The 15449-nt window shown below is 73.1% G+C and carries 13 protein-coding genes, 5 tRNA genes and 1 pseudogene; 13 read left to right on the top strand and 6 right to left on the bottom strand.

Translation table 11 applies throughout. From position 1 onward, the window contains the following. From ACF053_RS27815 to ACF053_RS27830, 4 genes and pseudogenes are all read right to left on the bottom strand, one after another. Positions 1-213, bottom strand: a pseudogene (locus ACF053_RS27815) (ATP-binding protein); the annotation flags it as partial. Continuing rightward, complete coding sequence (locus ACF053_RS27820) at positions 194-604, bottom strand: DUF742 domain-containing protein (RefSeq protein ID WP_058942284.1); 411 nt, start codon at positions 602-604, stop codon at positions 194-196. The pseudogene ACF053_RS27815 and the gene ACF053_RS27820, both read right to left, overlap by 20 nt. A 132-nt stretch (positions 605-736) precedes the next feature. After that, positions 737-1150: a roadblock/LC7 domain-containing protein gene (locus ACF053_RS27825; RefSeq protein ID WP_138057401.1), complete on the bottom strand. Its 414-nt coding sequence runs from the start codon at positions 1148-1150 to the stop codon at positions 737-739. 5 nt (positions 1151-1155) lie between these two features. Further along, a complete protein-coding gene (locus tag ACF053_RS27830; protein WP_391956530.1) occupies positions 1156-5118 on the bottom strand; it encodes a sensor histidine kinase in 3963 nt (1320 codons plus the stop codon). A 591-nt stretch (positions 5119-5709) separates the two neighbouring features. On the opposite strand from ACF053_RS27830, the gene ACF053_RS27835 reads away from it, so the two are divergent. From ACF053_RS27835 to ACF053_RS27875, 9 genes are all read left to right on the top strand, one after another. Further along, positions 5710-5892: a hypothetical protein gene (locus ACF053_RS27835; protein ID WP_391956531.1), complete on the top strand. Its 183-nt coding sequence runs from the start codon at positions 5710-5712 to the stop codon at positions 5890-5892. A gap of 120 nt (positions 5893-6012) precedes the next feature. Next, on the top strand, positions 6013-6801 hold the full coding sequence (locus tag ACF053_RS27840) for a fumarylacetoacetate hydrolase family protein (protein ID WP_391956532.1): 789 nt from the start codon (positions 6013-6015) through the stop codon (positions 6799-6801). Then, positions 6794-8272 (top strand): glutamate--tRNA ligase, encoded by a 1479-nt coding sequence (gene gltX, locus ACF053_RS27845; RefSeq protein WP_391956533.1) that lies wholly within the window; start codon positions 6794-6796, stop codon positions 8270-8272. Before ACF053_RS27840 ends, gltX begins: the two co-directional genes overlap by 8 nt. Before the next feature lie 483 nt (positions 8273-8755). Continuing rightward, positions 8756-9475, top strand: coding sequence for an HAD family hydrolase (locus ACF053_RS27850; RefSeq protein ID WP_391956534.1), 720 nt, complete (start codon positions 8756-8758; stop codon positions 9473-9475). Between the two features lie 89 nt (positions 9476-9564). Then, positions 9565-9636: transfer RNA gene (locus tag ACF053_RS27855), tRNA-Gln, on the top strand. A 21-nt stretch (positions 9637-9657) separates the two neighbouring features. Continuing rightward, a tRNA-Glu gene (locus ACF053_RS27860) sits at positions 9658-9730 on the top strand. A 61-nt stretch (positions 9731-9791) separates the two neighbouring features. Beyond that, positions 9792-9867: transfer RNA gene (locus ACF053_RS27865), tRNA-Glu, on the top strand. An 18-nt stretch (positions 9868-9885) separates the two neighbouring features. Beyond that, positions 9886-9957 (top strand) — tRNA-Gln (locus ACF053_RS27870). A gap of 22 nt (positions 9958-9979) precedes the next feature. Further along, a tRNA-Glu gene (locus tag ACF053_RS27875) sits at positions 9980-10052 on the top strand. Between the two features lie 412 nt (positions 10053-10464). Here ACF053_RS27875 and ACF053_RS27880 read toward each other — a convergent pair. Further along, the gene (locus ACF053_RS27880) at positions 10465-10758 is read right to left on the bottom strand and encodes a hypothetical protein (RefSeq protein ID WP_391956535.1); all 294 of its coding nucleotides are present in this window, start codon (positions 10756-10758) and stop codon (positions 10465-10467) included. A gap of 110 nt (positions 10759-10868) precedes the next feature. After that, positions 10869-11585 (bottom strand): IclR family transcriptional regulator NdgR, encoded by a 717-nt coding sequence (gene ndgR / locus ACF053_RS27885; RefSeq protein WP_058942291.1) that lies wholly within the window; start codon positions 11583-11585, stop codon positions 10869-10871. 188 nt (positions 11586-11773) lie between these two features. Here ndgR and leuC point away from each other — a divergent pair, with 188 nt between their 5' ends. The 4 genes from leuC (at position 11774) to ACF053_RS27905 (ending at position 15330) form a co-directional block, all read left to right on the top strand. Further along, a complete protein-coding gene (gene leuC, locus ACF053_RS27890) occupies positions 11774-13204 on the top strand; it encodes a 3-isopropylmalate dehydratase large subunit (RefSeq protein WP_058942292.1) in 1431 nt (476 codons plus the stop codon). Between the two features lie 6 nt (positions 13205-13210). Further along, entirely contained in the window at positions 13211-13804 is a 594-nt protein-coding gene (leuD, locus tag ACF053_RS27895) for a 3-isopropylmalate dehydratase small subunit (RefSeq protein WP_391956536.1), read from the top strand. Positions 13805-14282: 478 nt separating this feature from the next. Next, positions 14283-14510 (top strand): SCO5555 family protein, encoded by a 228-nt coding sequence (locus ACF053_RS27900; RefSeq protein ID WP_058942294.1) that lies wholly within the window; start codon positions 14283-14285, stop codon positions 14508-14510. Positions 14511-14652: 142 nt separating this feature from the next. Further along, positions 14653-15330: an HU family DNA-binding protein gene (locus tag ACF053_RS27905; protein ID WP_391956537.1), complete on the top strand. Its 678-nt coding sequence runs from the start codon at positions 14653-14655 to the stop codon at positions 15328-15330. Positions 15331-15449 lie beyond the last annotated feature (119 nt).

Genomic DNA, 15449 nt, shown 5'->3' on the forward strand with positions numbered 1-15449 from the left:
CATGGCCACCGTGGTGGTGGTCTTGTCCCCGGTGTGGGTGAGGTCGTCGATTCCGGCGGAGGCGGACGTCATGACGGCCTCGGTACGCAGCGGGTCGATCTCGGACACGGCGCCGACGAACGTGGTCTTGCCCACGCCGAAGCCGCCCGCCACCACGATCTTCGCGCTGGTGGTTGAGCGGGTCGCACCGCCGCTAGAGCTTGCGAAGTCCACTGAGCACCCTTTCGAGCAGCGTCACATCCGGCGTACCGCCGGTCTCTCCGTTTCCTGGCTGGTGGATCGCCACCATGCCGGCCTCCGCCAGGTCGGCGACGAGGATCCGGGCCACCCCGAGCGGCATCGACAGCAGCGCCGAGACCTCGGCCACGGACTTCACCTCACGGCAGAGGTGGCAGATCCTCTGGTGCTCGGGGAGCAGCCCGGCGAGGTGTGCCGGGTCGGCCGTGGTCGACACCAGTGCCTCGATGGCGAGCTGGTAGCGGGGCCGGGTCCGGCCGCCGGTCATCGCGTAGGGGCGGACCAGCGGCTGATCGCCTTCATACCCGTACGAGGCGTCGTCGAGCGACGCGCCGTAAGGATCGTGAGAGGCGGGGGGCGGGGTCATGGATCCTCCGGTCGGGACAGCAGGTGGTCTGCGTGCCGTCTGACTGGGCCGGTGGGGGGCCGGATGGGGCGGCCGACGGTGTGTCTGGCAAAAGCGGGAGGCGGGTACGGAGGGGCGTACCCGCCTGGTCGATCAGTGGAGCAGGCTTCCCTGGAGCTCCGCGCGGAGATCCGGGGTGAGGACGGTGCCGGCCCGGTCGACCAGCAGCGCCATCTCGTAGCCGACCAGCCCGATGTCGGCGTCGGGGTGGGCGAGTACGGCCAGCGAGGAGCCGTCCGAGATGGACATGATGAAGAGGAAGCCGCGCTCCATCTCCACCACCGTCTGGTTGACGGGACCCCCCTCGAAGATGCGGGACGCGCCCGCGGTCAGCGAGGTCAGCCCGGACGCGACGGCCGCCAGCTGGTCGGCGCGGTCGCGGGGGAAACCCTCGGACATCGCCAGCAGCAGGCCGTCGGCGGAGACCACCACCGTGTGGGACACCCCGGGGGTGTTGTCCACGAAGTTGGTGATCAACCAGTTCAGATTCTGCGCCGCCTGGCTCATCGCGCTCAAAACTCACGCTCCTGCTGGTGAGTGGGACCGACCTGGAAGCTGCCGGTGTTGCCGGAACCGGCCTGACGCCCCTGCTGGATGCCGCGCCGCAGGTTCGTGAGGCGGCCACGGACGTCGTCGGGTGCCCGGGAGACCTGCGGGCCGGTCTGGAGCGGCTGCTCCTGCGCCGTGCCCGGCACCAGGTTGGCGCGCGGCACCCGGCGGGGCAGACCGGAGGTGGTGACGCCGCCGGCCGCGGGCTTGCGCACCCGCTCGGCCTGGCGCACCAGCTCGTCGTTGGGCGTCGGACGCCAGCCCGCCGCGGCCGGGTCGGCCCCGCGGCCCTGGTCCTGGCCGCCCTGGCCCGGTGCCGGCACGGCCCGCTGCGGTGCCGCCGGGGCCGGACGGCCCTGCGCCGGGCGCTGGGGCCGGTGCGACTGCTGCGGCACGGCCGGGGTGGGCATCGTCTGGTCGTGCGCCGGGTAGCGCTCGCCGCCCTGACGGCCCTGCTCCTGCGGCTGGTACGGCGCCTGGGTCTGCGGCTGCTGCGGGGTCTGGCCGGGGTACTGCCCCTGCCCGCCCTGCGGTGCCTGGCCCTGGCCCTGGCCCTGGAAGGAGCCCTGGTCCGGGAACCGGTCCTGCCGACGGTGGCCCTGGGGCCGGCCGGGGCCACGCGGGGCCGGCGCCTGCTGCCACTGACCCGGCTGCTGCCCCCCCTGGCCCTGCTGGCCCTGGTCCTGACGGCCCTGGTCCTGACGGCCCTGGCTCTGGTCCTGACGGCCCTGCTGGGCGCCGTCGTCGGCACCCTGGCGGCCGTGGTTCCAGTTGGTCTCCAGCGTGTCGTACAGCGGCGTCCGGCCGTCGCCGGAACCACCGGCCGGCGGCAGGCTCCCGGCCGGCTGGCGCGGGGCGCCGAAGTCGGGGCGCGGGATCGCGGTGGTGGAGGCGGGGTCGAGCCCGGCCGGTCCGCCCTGCGGACCGGCGAGGTCCGGCCGCGGACCGTCGAAGTCCGGGCGCGGGAACTCGGCCGTGGAGCCGGGGCCCTGCTGGTCCGCCGACGGACGGGGGTACTGCCCCGTCGTCTCGGGCTCCTCGTGGCCGCGCGGCGCGTCCAGCGGGGTGCGGCCGCCCGGGGCGCCCTGGTCGCCCCAGCCGGGACCCTGCGGTCCCTGCGGGCGCGCGGGGCGCTGCGGGCCGCCGGGGAGCTCGGGGCGCGGACCGTCGGACGCCGGCAGCTGCTGCCGGTGCCGGCCCTGGTCGCCGCCCTGCGGGGGCTGCCCGCCGGCGGGAGCGCCCTGGGCGCCCTGCCACACGTCGGAGCGGGTCGGGATGCCGCCCTGCGCCGCCGCCGGGCCGCCGGGACGCTCGCGCCCGTCGCCCTGGCCGCCGAACGCACCGGCGGGCCCGCCCTGGCGCCGACCGCCCTGCTCGTCGCCGCGGCCGGGCCGGCCGCCCTGCGGTCCGCCGAGGAGGCCGCCGCCCTGCGGGGCGCCACCCGGGCGTCCGCCCTGGTCGTCACGGCCGGGGAGCGCGGGGCGCGTGCCCGCCTGGGCGCGGGCGCCCAGGCCGGCGGCGAGCCGGTTCTGCGGGGTGCCGCCGGAGCCGCCCGGCAGACCGGGACGCCCGCCGCCGGGCAGACCGCCCGGGGCGCCGGCCGGCCGGCCGCCCGCGGCGGAGCCGCCCTGCGGCAGACCGCCCTGGCCGCCCTGGCCGCCGGGCGCGGGCTTGCGCCCGCCCTGGGTGACGTCGACGGGGAGCATGACGAGCGCGGTGGTACCGCCCGAGTCGGACGGGCGCAGCTGGATCCGGATGCCGTGGCGCAGCGACAGGCGGCCGACCACGAACAGGCCCATGCGGCGGGAGACGGAGACGTCCACGGTCGGCGGCGACGCCAGCCGCTCGTTGATCGCCGCGAGGTCCTCGGGGGAGAGGCCGATGCCGGTGTCGTGGATCTCGACCAGCACGCGGCCGTCGGGCAGCGCGTGACCGGTGACGCGCACCTTGGTCTGCGGCGAGGAGAACGACGTGGCGTTCTCCAGCAGCTCGGCGAGGAGGTGCACGAGGTCGTTGACGACGCGGCCGGCGACCTCGGTGCCCGGCACGGACGCGAGCTCGATGCGCTCGTACTGCTCCACCTCGGAGGCGGCGGCGCGGAGCACGTCGACGAGGGGCACGGGCCGGGTCCACCGGCGGCCCGGCTCCTCGCCGGCGAGGACGAGGAGGTTCTCGCCGTTACGGCGCATGCGGGTGGCGAGGTGGTCGAGCTTGAAGAGCGAGGACAGCTGGTCCGGGTCGGCCTCGCGGGACTCCAGCTCGGAGATGAGCGAGAGCTGACGCTGGATCAGGCCCTGGGAGCGGCGCGAGAGGTTGGTGAACATCGCGTTGACGTTGCCCCGCAGGAGGGCCTGCTCGGCGGCGAGGCGGACCGCCTCGCGGTGCACGTCGTCGAAGGCCGCGGCCACCTTGCCGATCTCGTCGCGCGAGTGGACGCCGACGGACTCCACGGACGTGTCGACGTCCTGGGGGTCGGCCTCGGAGAGCTGCGCGACCAGCTGGGGCAGCCGCTCCTGGGCGACCTTGGTGGCGGTGTTCTGGAGCCGGCGCAGCGACTGGATCATGGAGCGGGCCACCACGAAGGCGCCGACCAGCGAGACGCCGAGGACCAGGATGATCAGGGCGCCGTTGATGATCGCCTCGCGCTGCGCCTCCTGGCGCAGGTCGCGGGCCTTGCTCTCCATCTCGCCCAGCAGCGTGGCCTCGATGGTCTCCATGGCGCGGAGCTTGGTCTCCGCCTCGTCGGTCCAGTCGAGGTACGTGCGCCGCTGGGCGTTGCTCAGGCCGTTCGGCTCGCGCAGCACGCGACCGGCGTACTGGTCGGCGGCCTGGATCGAGGGGTTGCCGGAGTTCAGCGGGGCGAGCAGCTCGGTGGCGTCGCCGCCGGCCGACTCGTAGATGGAGTGGAACGACTTGAGCGCCGCGTTCTCGTTGACGCGGGCGTCCTCGGCGTACTGGCGGTCGTTCTCGTTCAGCCGGGTCTTGCCGGCCGTCGTCTTCGGCAGCGCGGCGGCGATGACGGCCCGCTGCATGGAGGCGTACTCCTTGGCGGAGGAGAACGCCGCCAGCGCGCGGGTGCGCTTGATCATGTCGGGGTTGCTGGTGGCCTGCGCCATGTCCTGCGACAGGGTCAGCAGCGACTCGATCAGCCGGTTGTACTTGCCGACCGTCGCGGAGTTCATCTGCCCCTGGTAGGCACCCTTGCGGATGACCCCGAGGCTGATGACCTGGTTGGCGATCTGGGTGACGTTGGCGCGGATGCTCGCGAGCGCCTCGTCCTCCTGCGTGTCGCCGATCTCGTCGGTGGCGTTGAGGAACGCCCGCTGGGCCGAGTCGGTCTTGTCACGCGGGTTCTTGATCTGGAAGTTGTCGTCCTTCGCGGCGTTCGCGATCGGGCCGGCCGTGAGGTCGCGCTCCTCCTGGAGCGCCTGTGCGAGGTGGTGCGCCTCGCGGGTGAGCTTGGTGAGCAGCTGCATGTGGTCCAGCTGCTCCATGTTCTCCATCGACTCCTGGATGCGGAGTCCGCCCAGCGAGGTCGCGGCGACCACGGGGAGGGCGAGCAGGGAGACCAGTCGCGTGCTGATGCGCCAGTTGCGCAGGGCTATTCGGGAGCCGGTGTCGCCGGGCGTGACCGCCTTAGGCTCCTTCGACTCCTTGGGTTCCTTCGCCGACCTGCCCGCCTTGGCGGACCTGCCCGACTTGTCGCGCCGTCCGGGCTTCACGCCCTTGCCGCCGCCCGCCGCACCCGCGTCGGACCCGGTCGGGGCCGTCCCCGCCGCGCCCGCCGTACGGCCGGCGTGGTCGCCGTCGCCGGCGGCCGCCGGTCCCGGGTTCTGGGTGTGCTGGGGCGAGGAGCCGCGGTCGGTCCCGCCGCGCGGCTCCTGTTCCGCCGCAGCGCTGCCATCCCTCTTGAAACGTCCCTGCACTAGCGTCGCAACCTCTGGACCAGGCGTCCCTCCGCGCGAACGGACGAGACGGTGTCGGCGTCGTGGGAGCGCGAGTGCGCCCCTCGGTGGTCGTCGGTGACCGGCGCGGAATCCCCCCTTCCCCACCGCCGCTCGGCGCTGCCTTTGCGCCCCAGCTCGCCGGTCTCCATGCGGCGGTGCGTGGAATTCCAGCACAGTGCAGGATCTCCAACAAGGGCGGCAGCCGGCCCGGTGGGGTGGGTCACGGCATGTGATCACGCGCTCACGTGCCGTGGAAAGCGATCAGGGAGGAATCGGACGATTTCGAACGAGTCGCTTACGCGTGGAGGCTGCCCCAGTCGACATGATCAGCGGCGGAATGGCGCATTCGGTCAGGTGATGTCCGTTTTCGTCAGACCGTTCGGGTGTCGGAAATGACGTAAATGCCCGGTCGCTGGTGAGGAAACTCACATGCCACTCGCGTGCTCTGCGCGGTATTGGCGGGAACGACGATGTTTAGCCTGACGCTTTACAGGGATGGGCCGGCCGTCAAGCGCGCCCAGCCCCCGCCCAGCCGTCCGCCCGAGCCGAGCAACGAGGTCCGAAGACACCGTGAAGACGACCATGACGATCCGCACGACCGCCAACCCCCGCCGCACCACCCTCGCCCACCTCGCCGACGCGGCCGCGCTGGGCCGGGGCGTGGTGCCGGAGCAGTCGGCCGCGCTGCCCGCCGCCACGGCCAACCCCCGGCGCACCGTCCTCATGGACGCCCCCGTCCCCGCCGGGCGCTGAACGGCCGGTGCGCGCGACCCGCTGCGGGGAGCGCGCACCACACCGGACCGGCCGCGCGTCCCCCGGGCGTTAGCCTGGAGCGTCAGACTCCAGCCAGCTCAGTGAGGGGCACAGGCATCCGTGCGCATCGCCAGGTTCTCCATCGACGGCAACGTCGCCTTCGGCGCGGTCGAGGGTGACGCCGCCCCCGGCGCGGAGGGCGACCTCGTCCTCGACGTCATCCGGGGCATCCCGTACACCGACTTCGAGCTGAGCGGCACCAAGATCCCGCTCGCCAAGGTCCGGCTCCTGCCGCCCGTGCTGCCCAACAAGGTCGTGGCCATCGGCCGCAACTACGCGGAGCACGCCGCGGAACTCGGCAACGAGGTCCCGGACGCCCCCGTCGCCTTCTTCAAGCCCACCACCTCGGTGATCGGCTCCGGCGACGCCATCGAGTACCCCTCCTTCTCGGACGAGCTCCACCACGAGGCCGAGCTCGCCGTCGTCATCGGCCGCATGTGCCGCGAGGTCCCGCGCGAACGCGTCAAGGACGTCGTCCTCGGCTACACCTGCGCCAACGACGTCACCGCGCGCGACGTCCAGCGGCGCGAGAGCCAGTGGGCCCGCGCCAAGGGCTTCGACACTGCCTGCCCGCTGGGCCCGTGGGTGGAGACCGACCTCGACCCGGGCGACCTCACCATCCAGTGCACGGTCAACGGCGCGCAGCGCCAGCTCGGCCGCACGAGCGACATGCTCCGCTCCGTCGAGGACCTGGTCGTCCACATCTCCGAGGCCATGACACTGCTCCCCGGCGACGTCATCCTCACCGGCACCCCGGCCGGGGTCGGCCCCCTCAGCGTCGGCGACGAGGTCGCCGTCACCATCGAAGGCATCGGCACTCTCACCAACAAGGTGATCAAGCGTGGCTAACGCGTCCATCCGCGTCCGTTTCTGTCCCTCGCCGACCGGCAACCCCCACGTGGGCCTGGTCCGCACCGCCCTGTTCAACTGGGCCTTCGCCCGGCACCACGGCGGCACCATGGTCTTCCGCATCGAGGACACCGACGCGGCCCGCGACTCGGAGGAGTCGTACCGCCAGCTCCTGGACTCGCTGCGCTGGCTCGGCCTCGACTGGGACGAGGGCCCCGAGGTCGGCGGTCCCCACGCCCCGTACCGGCAGTCGCAGCGCATGGACGTGTACCGCGAGGTCGCGGGCAAGCTCCTCGACGGCGGCCACGCCTACCACTGCTACTGCACCACCGAGGAACTGGACGAGCGCCGCGAGGCCGCCCGCGCCGCCGGCAAGCCCTCGGGCTACGACGGCCACTGCCGCGAGCTCACCGCCGAGCAGGTCGCCGCGTACGAGGCGGAGGGCCGCAGCGCCATCGTCCGCTTCCGCATGCCGGACGAGCCGATCACCTTCCGCGACCTGGTCCGCGGCGAGCTGACCTTCACCCCGGACAACGTCCCGGACTACGGCATCGTCCGCGCCAACGGCGCGCCGCTGTACACCCTGGTCAACCCGGTCGACGACGCGCTGATGGAGATCACGCACGTGCTGCGCGGCGAGGACCTGCTGTCCTCCACCCCGCGCCAGATCGCCCTGTACAAGGCGCTGATCGAGCTCGGCGTCGCCAAGACCGTCCCGGAGTTCGGCCACCTGCCGTACGTGATGGGCGAGGGCAACAAGAAGCTCTCCAAGCGCGACCCCCAGGCGTCCCTCAACGTCTACCGCGAGCGCGGTTTCCTCCCCGAGGGCCTGCTCAACTACCTCTCCCTGCTGGGCTGGTCGTTCTCCGCCGACCAGGACGTCTTCACCGTCCCGCAGATGGTCGAGCGGTTCGACATCGCGGACGTCAACGCCAACCCGGCGCGCTTCGACCTCAAGAAGGCCGAGTCGATCAACGCCGACCACATCCGCATGCTGGACGTGAAGGCGTTCGCCGCCGCCTGCGAGCCCTGGCTGCGCGCCCCGCACGCCCCCTGGGCGCCGGAGGACTTCGACCAGGCCGCCTGGGAGGCCATCGCGCCGCACGCCCAGACCCGCCTGACGGTCCTCTCCGACATCACGGCCAACGTCGACTTCCTCTTCCTGGCGCAGCCGGTCGAGGACGAGGCGTCCTGGCAGAAGGCGATGAAGGAGGGCTCCGACGCCCTGCTGCGCACGGCCCGCGCCACGCTGGAGGCCGCGGACTGGACCAGCCCCGAGTCCCTCAAGGACGCCGTCCTCGCCGCCGGCGAGCAGCACGGCCTCAAGCTCGGCAAGGCCCAGGCCCCCGTCCGCGTCGCCGTCACCGGCCGCACGGTGGGCCTGCCGCTCTTCGAGTCGCTGGAGATCCTCGGCAAGGAGCGCACCCTCGCCCGCATCGACGCGGCGCTGGCCAGGCTGAGCGCCGCCTAGCCACCACCGGTACGCCCCCGGGGGCGGCGGCCACCCCGGCCACCGCCCCCACGGCGTCCCGGCCCACGGCGTCCCGCCCCCATGGCGTCCCGGCACCGCCCCACATGATCGCCCCGGCACCGCCCCCGCCGCCCCGCGGCGGGACGCGCCCCGGACCGCCCTCGCCGCCCCTGTGACGTCCCGGTACCACCCACAGGCGGCGGCCGGACCGCTCCCGCCGCCCCGCGGCGTCTCACGCCGACCCCGAACCGCCCACCGCCCCGGTCACCCCACGGCGCCCCACGGCAAGCCCGCCCCCGGACCGCCCCTGGGCCCGAACCACCCCTACGACGTCCCGGCACCGCGCACGGCGCGCGCCCCCGGGGGGACCGCCCCCGCCGCCCCCCGGCGTCCCGTGGCGACGGGGACTCCACCGGGCCGTCCCGCGGCCGCCCCCCCCCGAGCCCGGCACCGTGGGCGCCCCGCGGCGGTACGGTCGGGGGCATGGCCATCCGCGCCGTCCTGTGGGACATCGACGACACGATCTTCGACTACGCCCGCGCCGACCGCGCCGGCATGCGGCGCCACCTGCGCGACGAGGGCCTCGGTGCCGCGTACGCCTGCGTCGAGGAGGCCCTCGAACACTGGCGGGAGGCCACCCTCGCCCACTGGCAGCGGTTCTCCGCCGGCGAGGTGACCTGGGAGCAGCAGCGGCGCGACCGGGTGCGTACCTTCCTCGGCGCCTCCCTCGACGACGACGAGGCGGACGCCTGGTTCGCGCGGTACCTCGCGCACTACGAGGCCGCCTGGGAACTGTTCCCGGACACCGTCCCCGTCCTGGACCTCCTCGCGGCCGACTACCGCCACGCCGTGCTGTCGAACTCCTCCCTGCTCAACCAGGACCGCAAGCTGCGCGTCCTCGGCGTGCGCGACCGGTTCGAGGCGGTGCTGTGCGCCGCCGACATCGGCGTCTCCAAGCCCGAGGCCGCCGCCTTCCACGCCGCCTGCGACGCCCTGGGCCTGCCGCCGGCGGAGGTCGCCTATGTCGGGGACCAGCCCGACATCGACGCCCGGGGCGCCGCCGAGGCCGGCCTCCTGGGCGTCTGGCTCGACCGCTCCGGCTCCGGCGGCCGCCCCGAGCTGCCCCGCATCACGGGCCTCGACCAGCTCCCGGCGCTGCTGCGCGGTGATACCCGTTTTGGAGCGCCGCAGACCTTCGGGTAATGTTCTTCCTGCGCCGAGGGAAGCGGGCCGAAAGGCCGGAACCCCGGAGCGCAAGCCGAACAAGATCTCCTTCGGGGGTTGCGTTCCGGTGGCCTATGGTGTAATTGGCAGCACGACTGATTCTGGTTCAGTTAGTCTTGGTTCGAGTCCAGGTAGGCCAGCTCGCAGAGCTCATCTGCAAAGCCCCCGTTGTGTAGCGGCCTAGCACGCTGCCCTCTCAAGGCAGTAGCGCCGGTTCGAATCCGGTCGGGGGTACAGATCCTTCCCGCGGGATCATCAGGGTCGCACCCGATGAACCCGATGCAGGATCGCTAGGGCCCCCGTTGTGTAGCGGCCTAGCACGCCGCCCTCTCAAGGCGGTAGCGCCGGTTCGAATCCGGTCGGGGGTACCAACTGGTCTAGACCACCAGTGGCCTATGGTGTAATTGGCAGCACGACTGATTCTGGTTCAGTTAGTCTTGGTTCGAGTCCAGGTAGGCCAGCGGGATCGCGCAAGTGATCCACGCCCCCGTTGTGTAGCGGCCTAGCACGCCGCCCTCTCAAGGCGGTAGCGCCGGTTCGAATCCGGTCGGGGGTACGAGTCCGAAGGGGCCTTCCATGCGGAAGGCCCCTTCGGCGTGTCCCGGGCGCGCATCCCGCGACCGCGTCCTACCGGCCGGCCGATCGGGGGCGGCCCCACTCGCCCGATGCCGTACCGGCGGGCCGACGCCACCTCCCGGGCCGAACTGCCCAGCCCCAGCAGCAGCGGGGCGTACAGCAGCACCTGCCGCCACGGTCGCTCCACTTGCTCGCGGCCCGTCGGGAAGCCGTCCAGCCGGTCCGGTTCCGGTACCGCCGGCCGCTCCACCTGCCGTGCGCGCGGCGCCAGTTCCGCCTCCGGCAGCGGACACCCCAGCCGGTGCGGGGTGGCCGGCGACGCCACCAGCGCCGGTACACGGGGGAGAGGGCGCCGAATCCCGCACCGAGTCCCGGCCCGGCTCCGCCGGCAGTCACTCGGCCTCCTCGCGCGCCCGCTCCACCGCCGGGTCGTCCGCGGGCGGCTGAGGATCCCGCTCCAGGGCCCACGCCGCGGCGCCGAGCCGGATCGTCCGCCCCGGCGACTCGTCGTCCCCGTACCCAGCACCCCGCGGACCCCAGCCGACGGGGAGCACCGCCCGGACCAGGCGCAGCCGCCGAAGGTGCCCCTCGTCACACTCCGCCGGCGTCACCGTGACGCGCGGGCCCGGCGGCGGCGGCCCCTCGCGCACGTCGTCCCGATCGACGCCAGGCAGACCCCGCTCCACGGGCCGGTTCCCGGCCCCGGACGCGCGGCCGGCCGGCCCCTGCGGCGTCGGAGGGGCCGGCCGGTACGCGGTCGGACGTGAGCGGTATGGACAGGAGGGCTTCCCGCGGGTCAGCCCGAGCGGCGCAGGGCCTCCGAGAGGCGGCCGGCGGCGTCGATGACCGCCTGGGCGTGCATCCGGCCCGGGTGGCGCGTCAGGCGCTCGATCGGGCCGGAGACGGAGACAGCGGCCACCACGCGGTTGGACGGGCCGCGCACGGGCGCGGAGACGGACGCGACGCCCGGCTCCCGCTCGCCGATCGACTGGGCCCAGCCGCGGCGCCGCACGCCCGACAGGGCCGTCGCCGTGAAGCGGGCCCCCTGCAGGCCCCGGTGCAGCCGCTCGGGCTCCTCCCAGGCCATGAGGATCTGCGCCGACGAGCCGGCCTTCATCGTCAGGGTCGAGCCCACCGGGACCGTGTCCCGCAGCCCGGACAGCCGCTCGGCGGCCGCCACGCAGATCCGCATGTCGCCCTGGCGCCGGTAGAGCTGCGCGCTCTCCCCGGTCACGTCGCGCAGGTGCGTGAGCACGGGCCCCGCCGTGGCCAGCAGGCGGTCCTCACCGGCCGCGGCGGCGAGCTCGGCCAGCCGCGGGCCCAGGATGAACCTGCCCTGCATGTCCCTCGCCACCATCCGGTGGTGTTCCAGTGCCACGGCCAGGCGGTGGGCCGTGGGTCGTGCGAGCCCGGTCGCCGCGACCAGCCCGGCGAGGGTGGCCGGACCGGACTCCAGAGCGCTCAGAACCAGAGCTGCCTTGTCGAGAACGCCGACGCCGCTAGAGTTGTCCATGCAACGATACTCACGTCTCACTCTGTGAAACGCAAGTTCAATTTTCCCGAGATCTTGCCAACCTGGAGGGGCGGTCCGGGATCCACGGGTCCGCTGCCGGCGTCCAGCGCGTGCGATCACGGGGTGGAACGGGCGTGGGCGCACGTTCTCTAGATCGCCGGCACACCACGCCGGCCGGAGGGAAAGCGATGGGTAGGACACTCGCGGAGAAGGTCTGGGACGACCACGTCGTCCGGCGCGCCGAGGGCGAGCCCGACCTCCTCTTCATCGATCTGCACCTGCTGCACGAGGTGACCAGCCCCCAGGCCTTCGACGGCCTGCGCAAGGGCGGCCGCCCGGTGCGCAGGCTCGACCTGACCATCGCCACCGAGGACCACAACACCCCGACCCTCGACATCGACAAGCCCATCGCCGACCCCGTCTCCCGCGCCCAGCTGGAGACCCTGCGCAGGAACTGCGCGGAGTTCGGCGTCCGCCTGCACCCGCTGGGCGACGTCGAGCAGGGTGTCGTCCACGTCGTGGGCCCCCAGCTGGGACTGACCCAGCCCGGCATGACGGTCGTCTGCGGCGACTCCCACACCTCCACCCACGGTGCCTTCGGCGCGCTGGCCTTCGGTATCGGCACCTCGCAGGTCGAGCACGTGCTGGCCACGCAGACGCTGCCCATGGCCCGCCCCAGGACCATGGCCATCACCGTCGAGGGCGAACTGCCCGAGGGCGTCACCGCCAAGGACCTCATCCTGGCGATCATCGCCCGCATCGGCACCGGCGGCGGCCAGGGGTACGTCCTGGAGTACCGGGGCCCCGCCATCGAGAAGCTCTCGATGGAGGCCCGCATGACCATCTGCAACATGTCCATCGAGGCCGGCGCCCGCGCGGGGATGATCGCCCCCGACGAGACGACCTTCGCCTACCTCCGGGGCCGCGCCCACGCCCCCCAGGGCGCCGACTGGGACGAGGCCGTCGCCTACTGGAAGACCCTGCGGACCGACGACGACGCCGTCTTCGACGCGGAGGTCGTCATCGACGCCACCGAGCTGTCCCCGTTCGTCACCTGGGGCACCAACCCCGGCCAGGGCGCTCCGCTTTCGGCGTCCGTCCCCGACCCCGCTTCGTACGAAGACGCTTCGGAGCGGTTCGCCGCCGAGAAAGCGCTGGAGTACATGGGCCTGACCGCCGGGCAGCCCCTGCGCGACATCAAGGTCGACACCGTCTTCGTCGGCTCCTGCACCAACGGCCGCATCGAGGACCTGCGCGCCGCCGCCGCCGTCATCGAGGGCCGCAAGGTCGCCGACGGCGTCCGCATGCTGGTCGTCCCCGGTTCCGCCCGGGTCGGCCTCCAGGCCGTCGACGAGGGCCTGGACCGCGTCTTCAAGGAGGCGGGCGCCGAGTGGCGGCACGCCGGCTGCTCCATGTGCCTGGGCATGAACCCCGACCAACTCGCGCCCGGCGAGCGCTCCGCGTCCACGTCCAACCGCAACTTCGAAGGCCGGCAGGGCAAGGGCGGCCGTACGCACCTGGTGTCCCCGCAGGTCGCCGCCGCCTCGGCGGTCCTGGGTCACCTGGCCTCCCCGGCCGACCTGTCCGACGCCGCAACCCGTACGCCCGCTGGAGTCTGATCAGCCATGGAAGCATTCACCGCGCACACCGGCCGGGCCGTCCCGCTGCGCCGCAGCAACGTCGACACCGACCAGATCATCCCGGCGCACTGGCTGAAGAAGGTCACGCGTGACGGTTTCGAGGACGGGCTGTTCGAGGCCTGGCGCAAGGACCCGGAGTTCGTCCTCAACCGCCCCGAGCGACAGGGCGCGACCGTCCTGGTCGCCGGCCCCGACTTCGGTACCGGCTCCTCGCGCGAGCACGCCGTGTGGGCGCTGCAGAACTACGGCTTCAAGGCCGTCGTCTCCTCCCGCTTCGCCGACATCTTCCGCGGCAACTCGCTGAAGAACGGCCTGCTCACGGTGGTCCTGGACCAGGAGGTCGTGGACCGGCTGTGGGAGCTCACCGAGGCCGACCCGCAGGCCGAGGTCACGGTCGACCTCGTCGCCCGCGAGGTCCGCGCCGAGGGCGTGACCGCCCCCTTCGAGCTCGACGAGAACGCCCGCTGGCGGCTGCTCAACGGCCTCGACGACATCAGCATCACGCTGCAGAACGAGGCGGACATCGCCGCGTACGAGGCGAAGCGCCCGGCGTACAAGCCGCGCACCCTGCAGTCCTGACCCGCCCGGGGCGCCGAGCCCCGCGCGAACCGCCCGGTGCCCCCGGCCGACCACGGCCGGGGGCACCGTCGCGCTCGGCCCGGGGCGATCCGTCCGGCCCTGTCGCGTCCGGCCCCGGGGTGCCCGCCGGCACCACCGCTTCGGCACGGGGCCCCGTCCCGCGCCGTCGCTTCCGGTGCCGGCGGGTCCGGCACCGTCGCGGCCGGCACTGGCGTGAAAACGCCCCTCCGGTCCCGCCGGAGGCTGCACGCGCGGCCATCCGGCTGACGCCACGCGCCGCCGCGCGGGCCCGCCCCAACCTCGCGGAACGTCGCCGCAAAGCGGCCCATCAAAGCGCCAACCACGTTTGTGACCAGCGATGTTGGGCAGACGGACCTCATCGCGCCGGTCGTGCCGGGGCACGCCCCGAAAGGCCGCTGGAACAGGCCAGTTACCCCCTACGGAGGCGACAACTCGCCCCAGATGGCACAATCGGCGCATGGACCGCGACAGCCAACTCGAGCTCTACGAGGCGGTCGCGGCCCGGCTGAAAGAAGCGCACTCCCGGGTGCGCGCACTGCAAGTCCCGGAGGGCGTAAGGATGGCGCTGTCCCGGAAGCTGCTGGTCGTCACGGCCGCGGCGAAGCACGATCTCGCGGACGCGGCAAGGCGTCTCGACCGGCTGATGAAGGACCTCGACGAGGGCCGATTCCCTGAAGGGGACTGATCACCCGAAGTCCGCGGAGCGCTACTGCGTTGCGGCACAAGGGTGATTAGCCCGTTTCGTGTTTGATTTGCGGTATATATCTGCCTAACGTGCGAAAAAGCTTGAACACTTTCGTTCCGGCGAGGTCTCCGAAGGGGAAGACGTGAACAAGGCGCAGCTCGTAGAAGCGATTGCCGACAAGATGGGCGGCCGGCAGCAGGCCGCCGACGCCGTCGACGCGGTACTCGACGCGATCGTCCGTGCGGTCGTCGCCGGCGACCGGGTCTCGGTCACCGGCTTCGGCTCGTTCGAGAAGGTCGAGCGTCCGGCCCGTTACGCCCGCAACCCGCAGACCGGCGAGCGCGTGCGGGTGAAGAAGACCTCGGTTCCGCGCTTCCGCGCCGGTCAGGGCTTCAAGGACCTGGTCAGCGGCTCGAAGAAGCTCCCCAAGGGTGGTGAGGTCGCCGTCAAGAAGGCTCCGAAGGGCAGCCTTTCGGGCCCGCCGCCCACCATCGCCAAGACCGCCGCGAAGAAGGCCGCGACCAAGAAGGCCGCCGCCAAGAAGACGGCGCCCGCCAAGAAGACCACCGCCGCCGCCACGAAGAAGGCGACCCCGGCGAAGAAGACCACCACGGCCGCCGCCAAGAAGAGCACCTCGGCCACCACCGCCAAGAAGGCGACCCCGGCGAAGAAGGCCACCACCGCCAACGGCGCCGCCAAGAAGACCACGGCGAAGAAGACCGCGCCGGCGAAGAAGGCCACCGCCAAGAAGGCCCCGGCCAAGAAGACCACCGCGCGCAAGACCACCACCGCCAAGAAGTCCGCCGCCAGGAGCAAGTAGCCGGCGTCACCCCACGGACCATCCGCCGGCGGCCACGGGCCGCCACACCGGGCCGCGCCACCCACCGGACCACTCGCACGCGGGGCCGGGTTCCCTCCCGGGAGCCCGGCCCGCCGTGT

Source organism: Streptomyces kanasensis (genome assembly GCF_043077165.1).
In the GTDB taxonomy this organism is placed as follows: domain Bacteria; phylum Actinomycetota; class Actinomycetes; order Streptomycetales; family Streptomycetaceae; genus Streptomyces; species Streptomyces changanensis.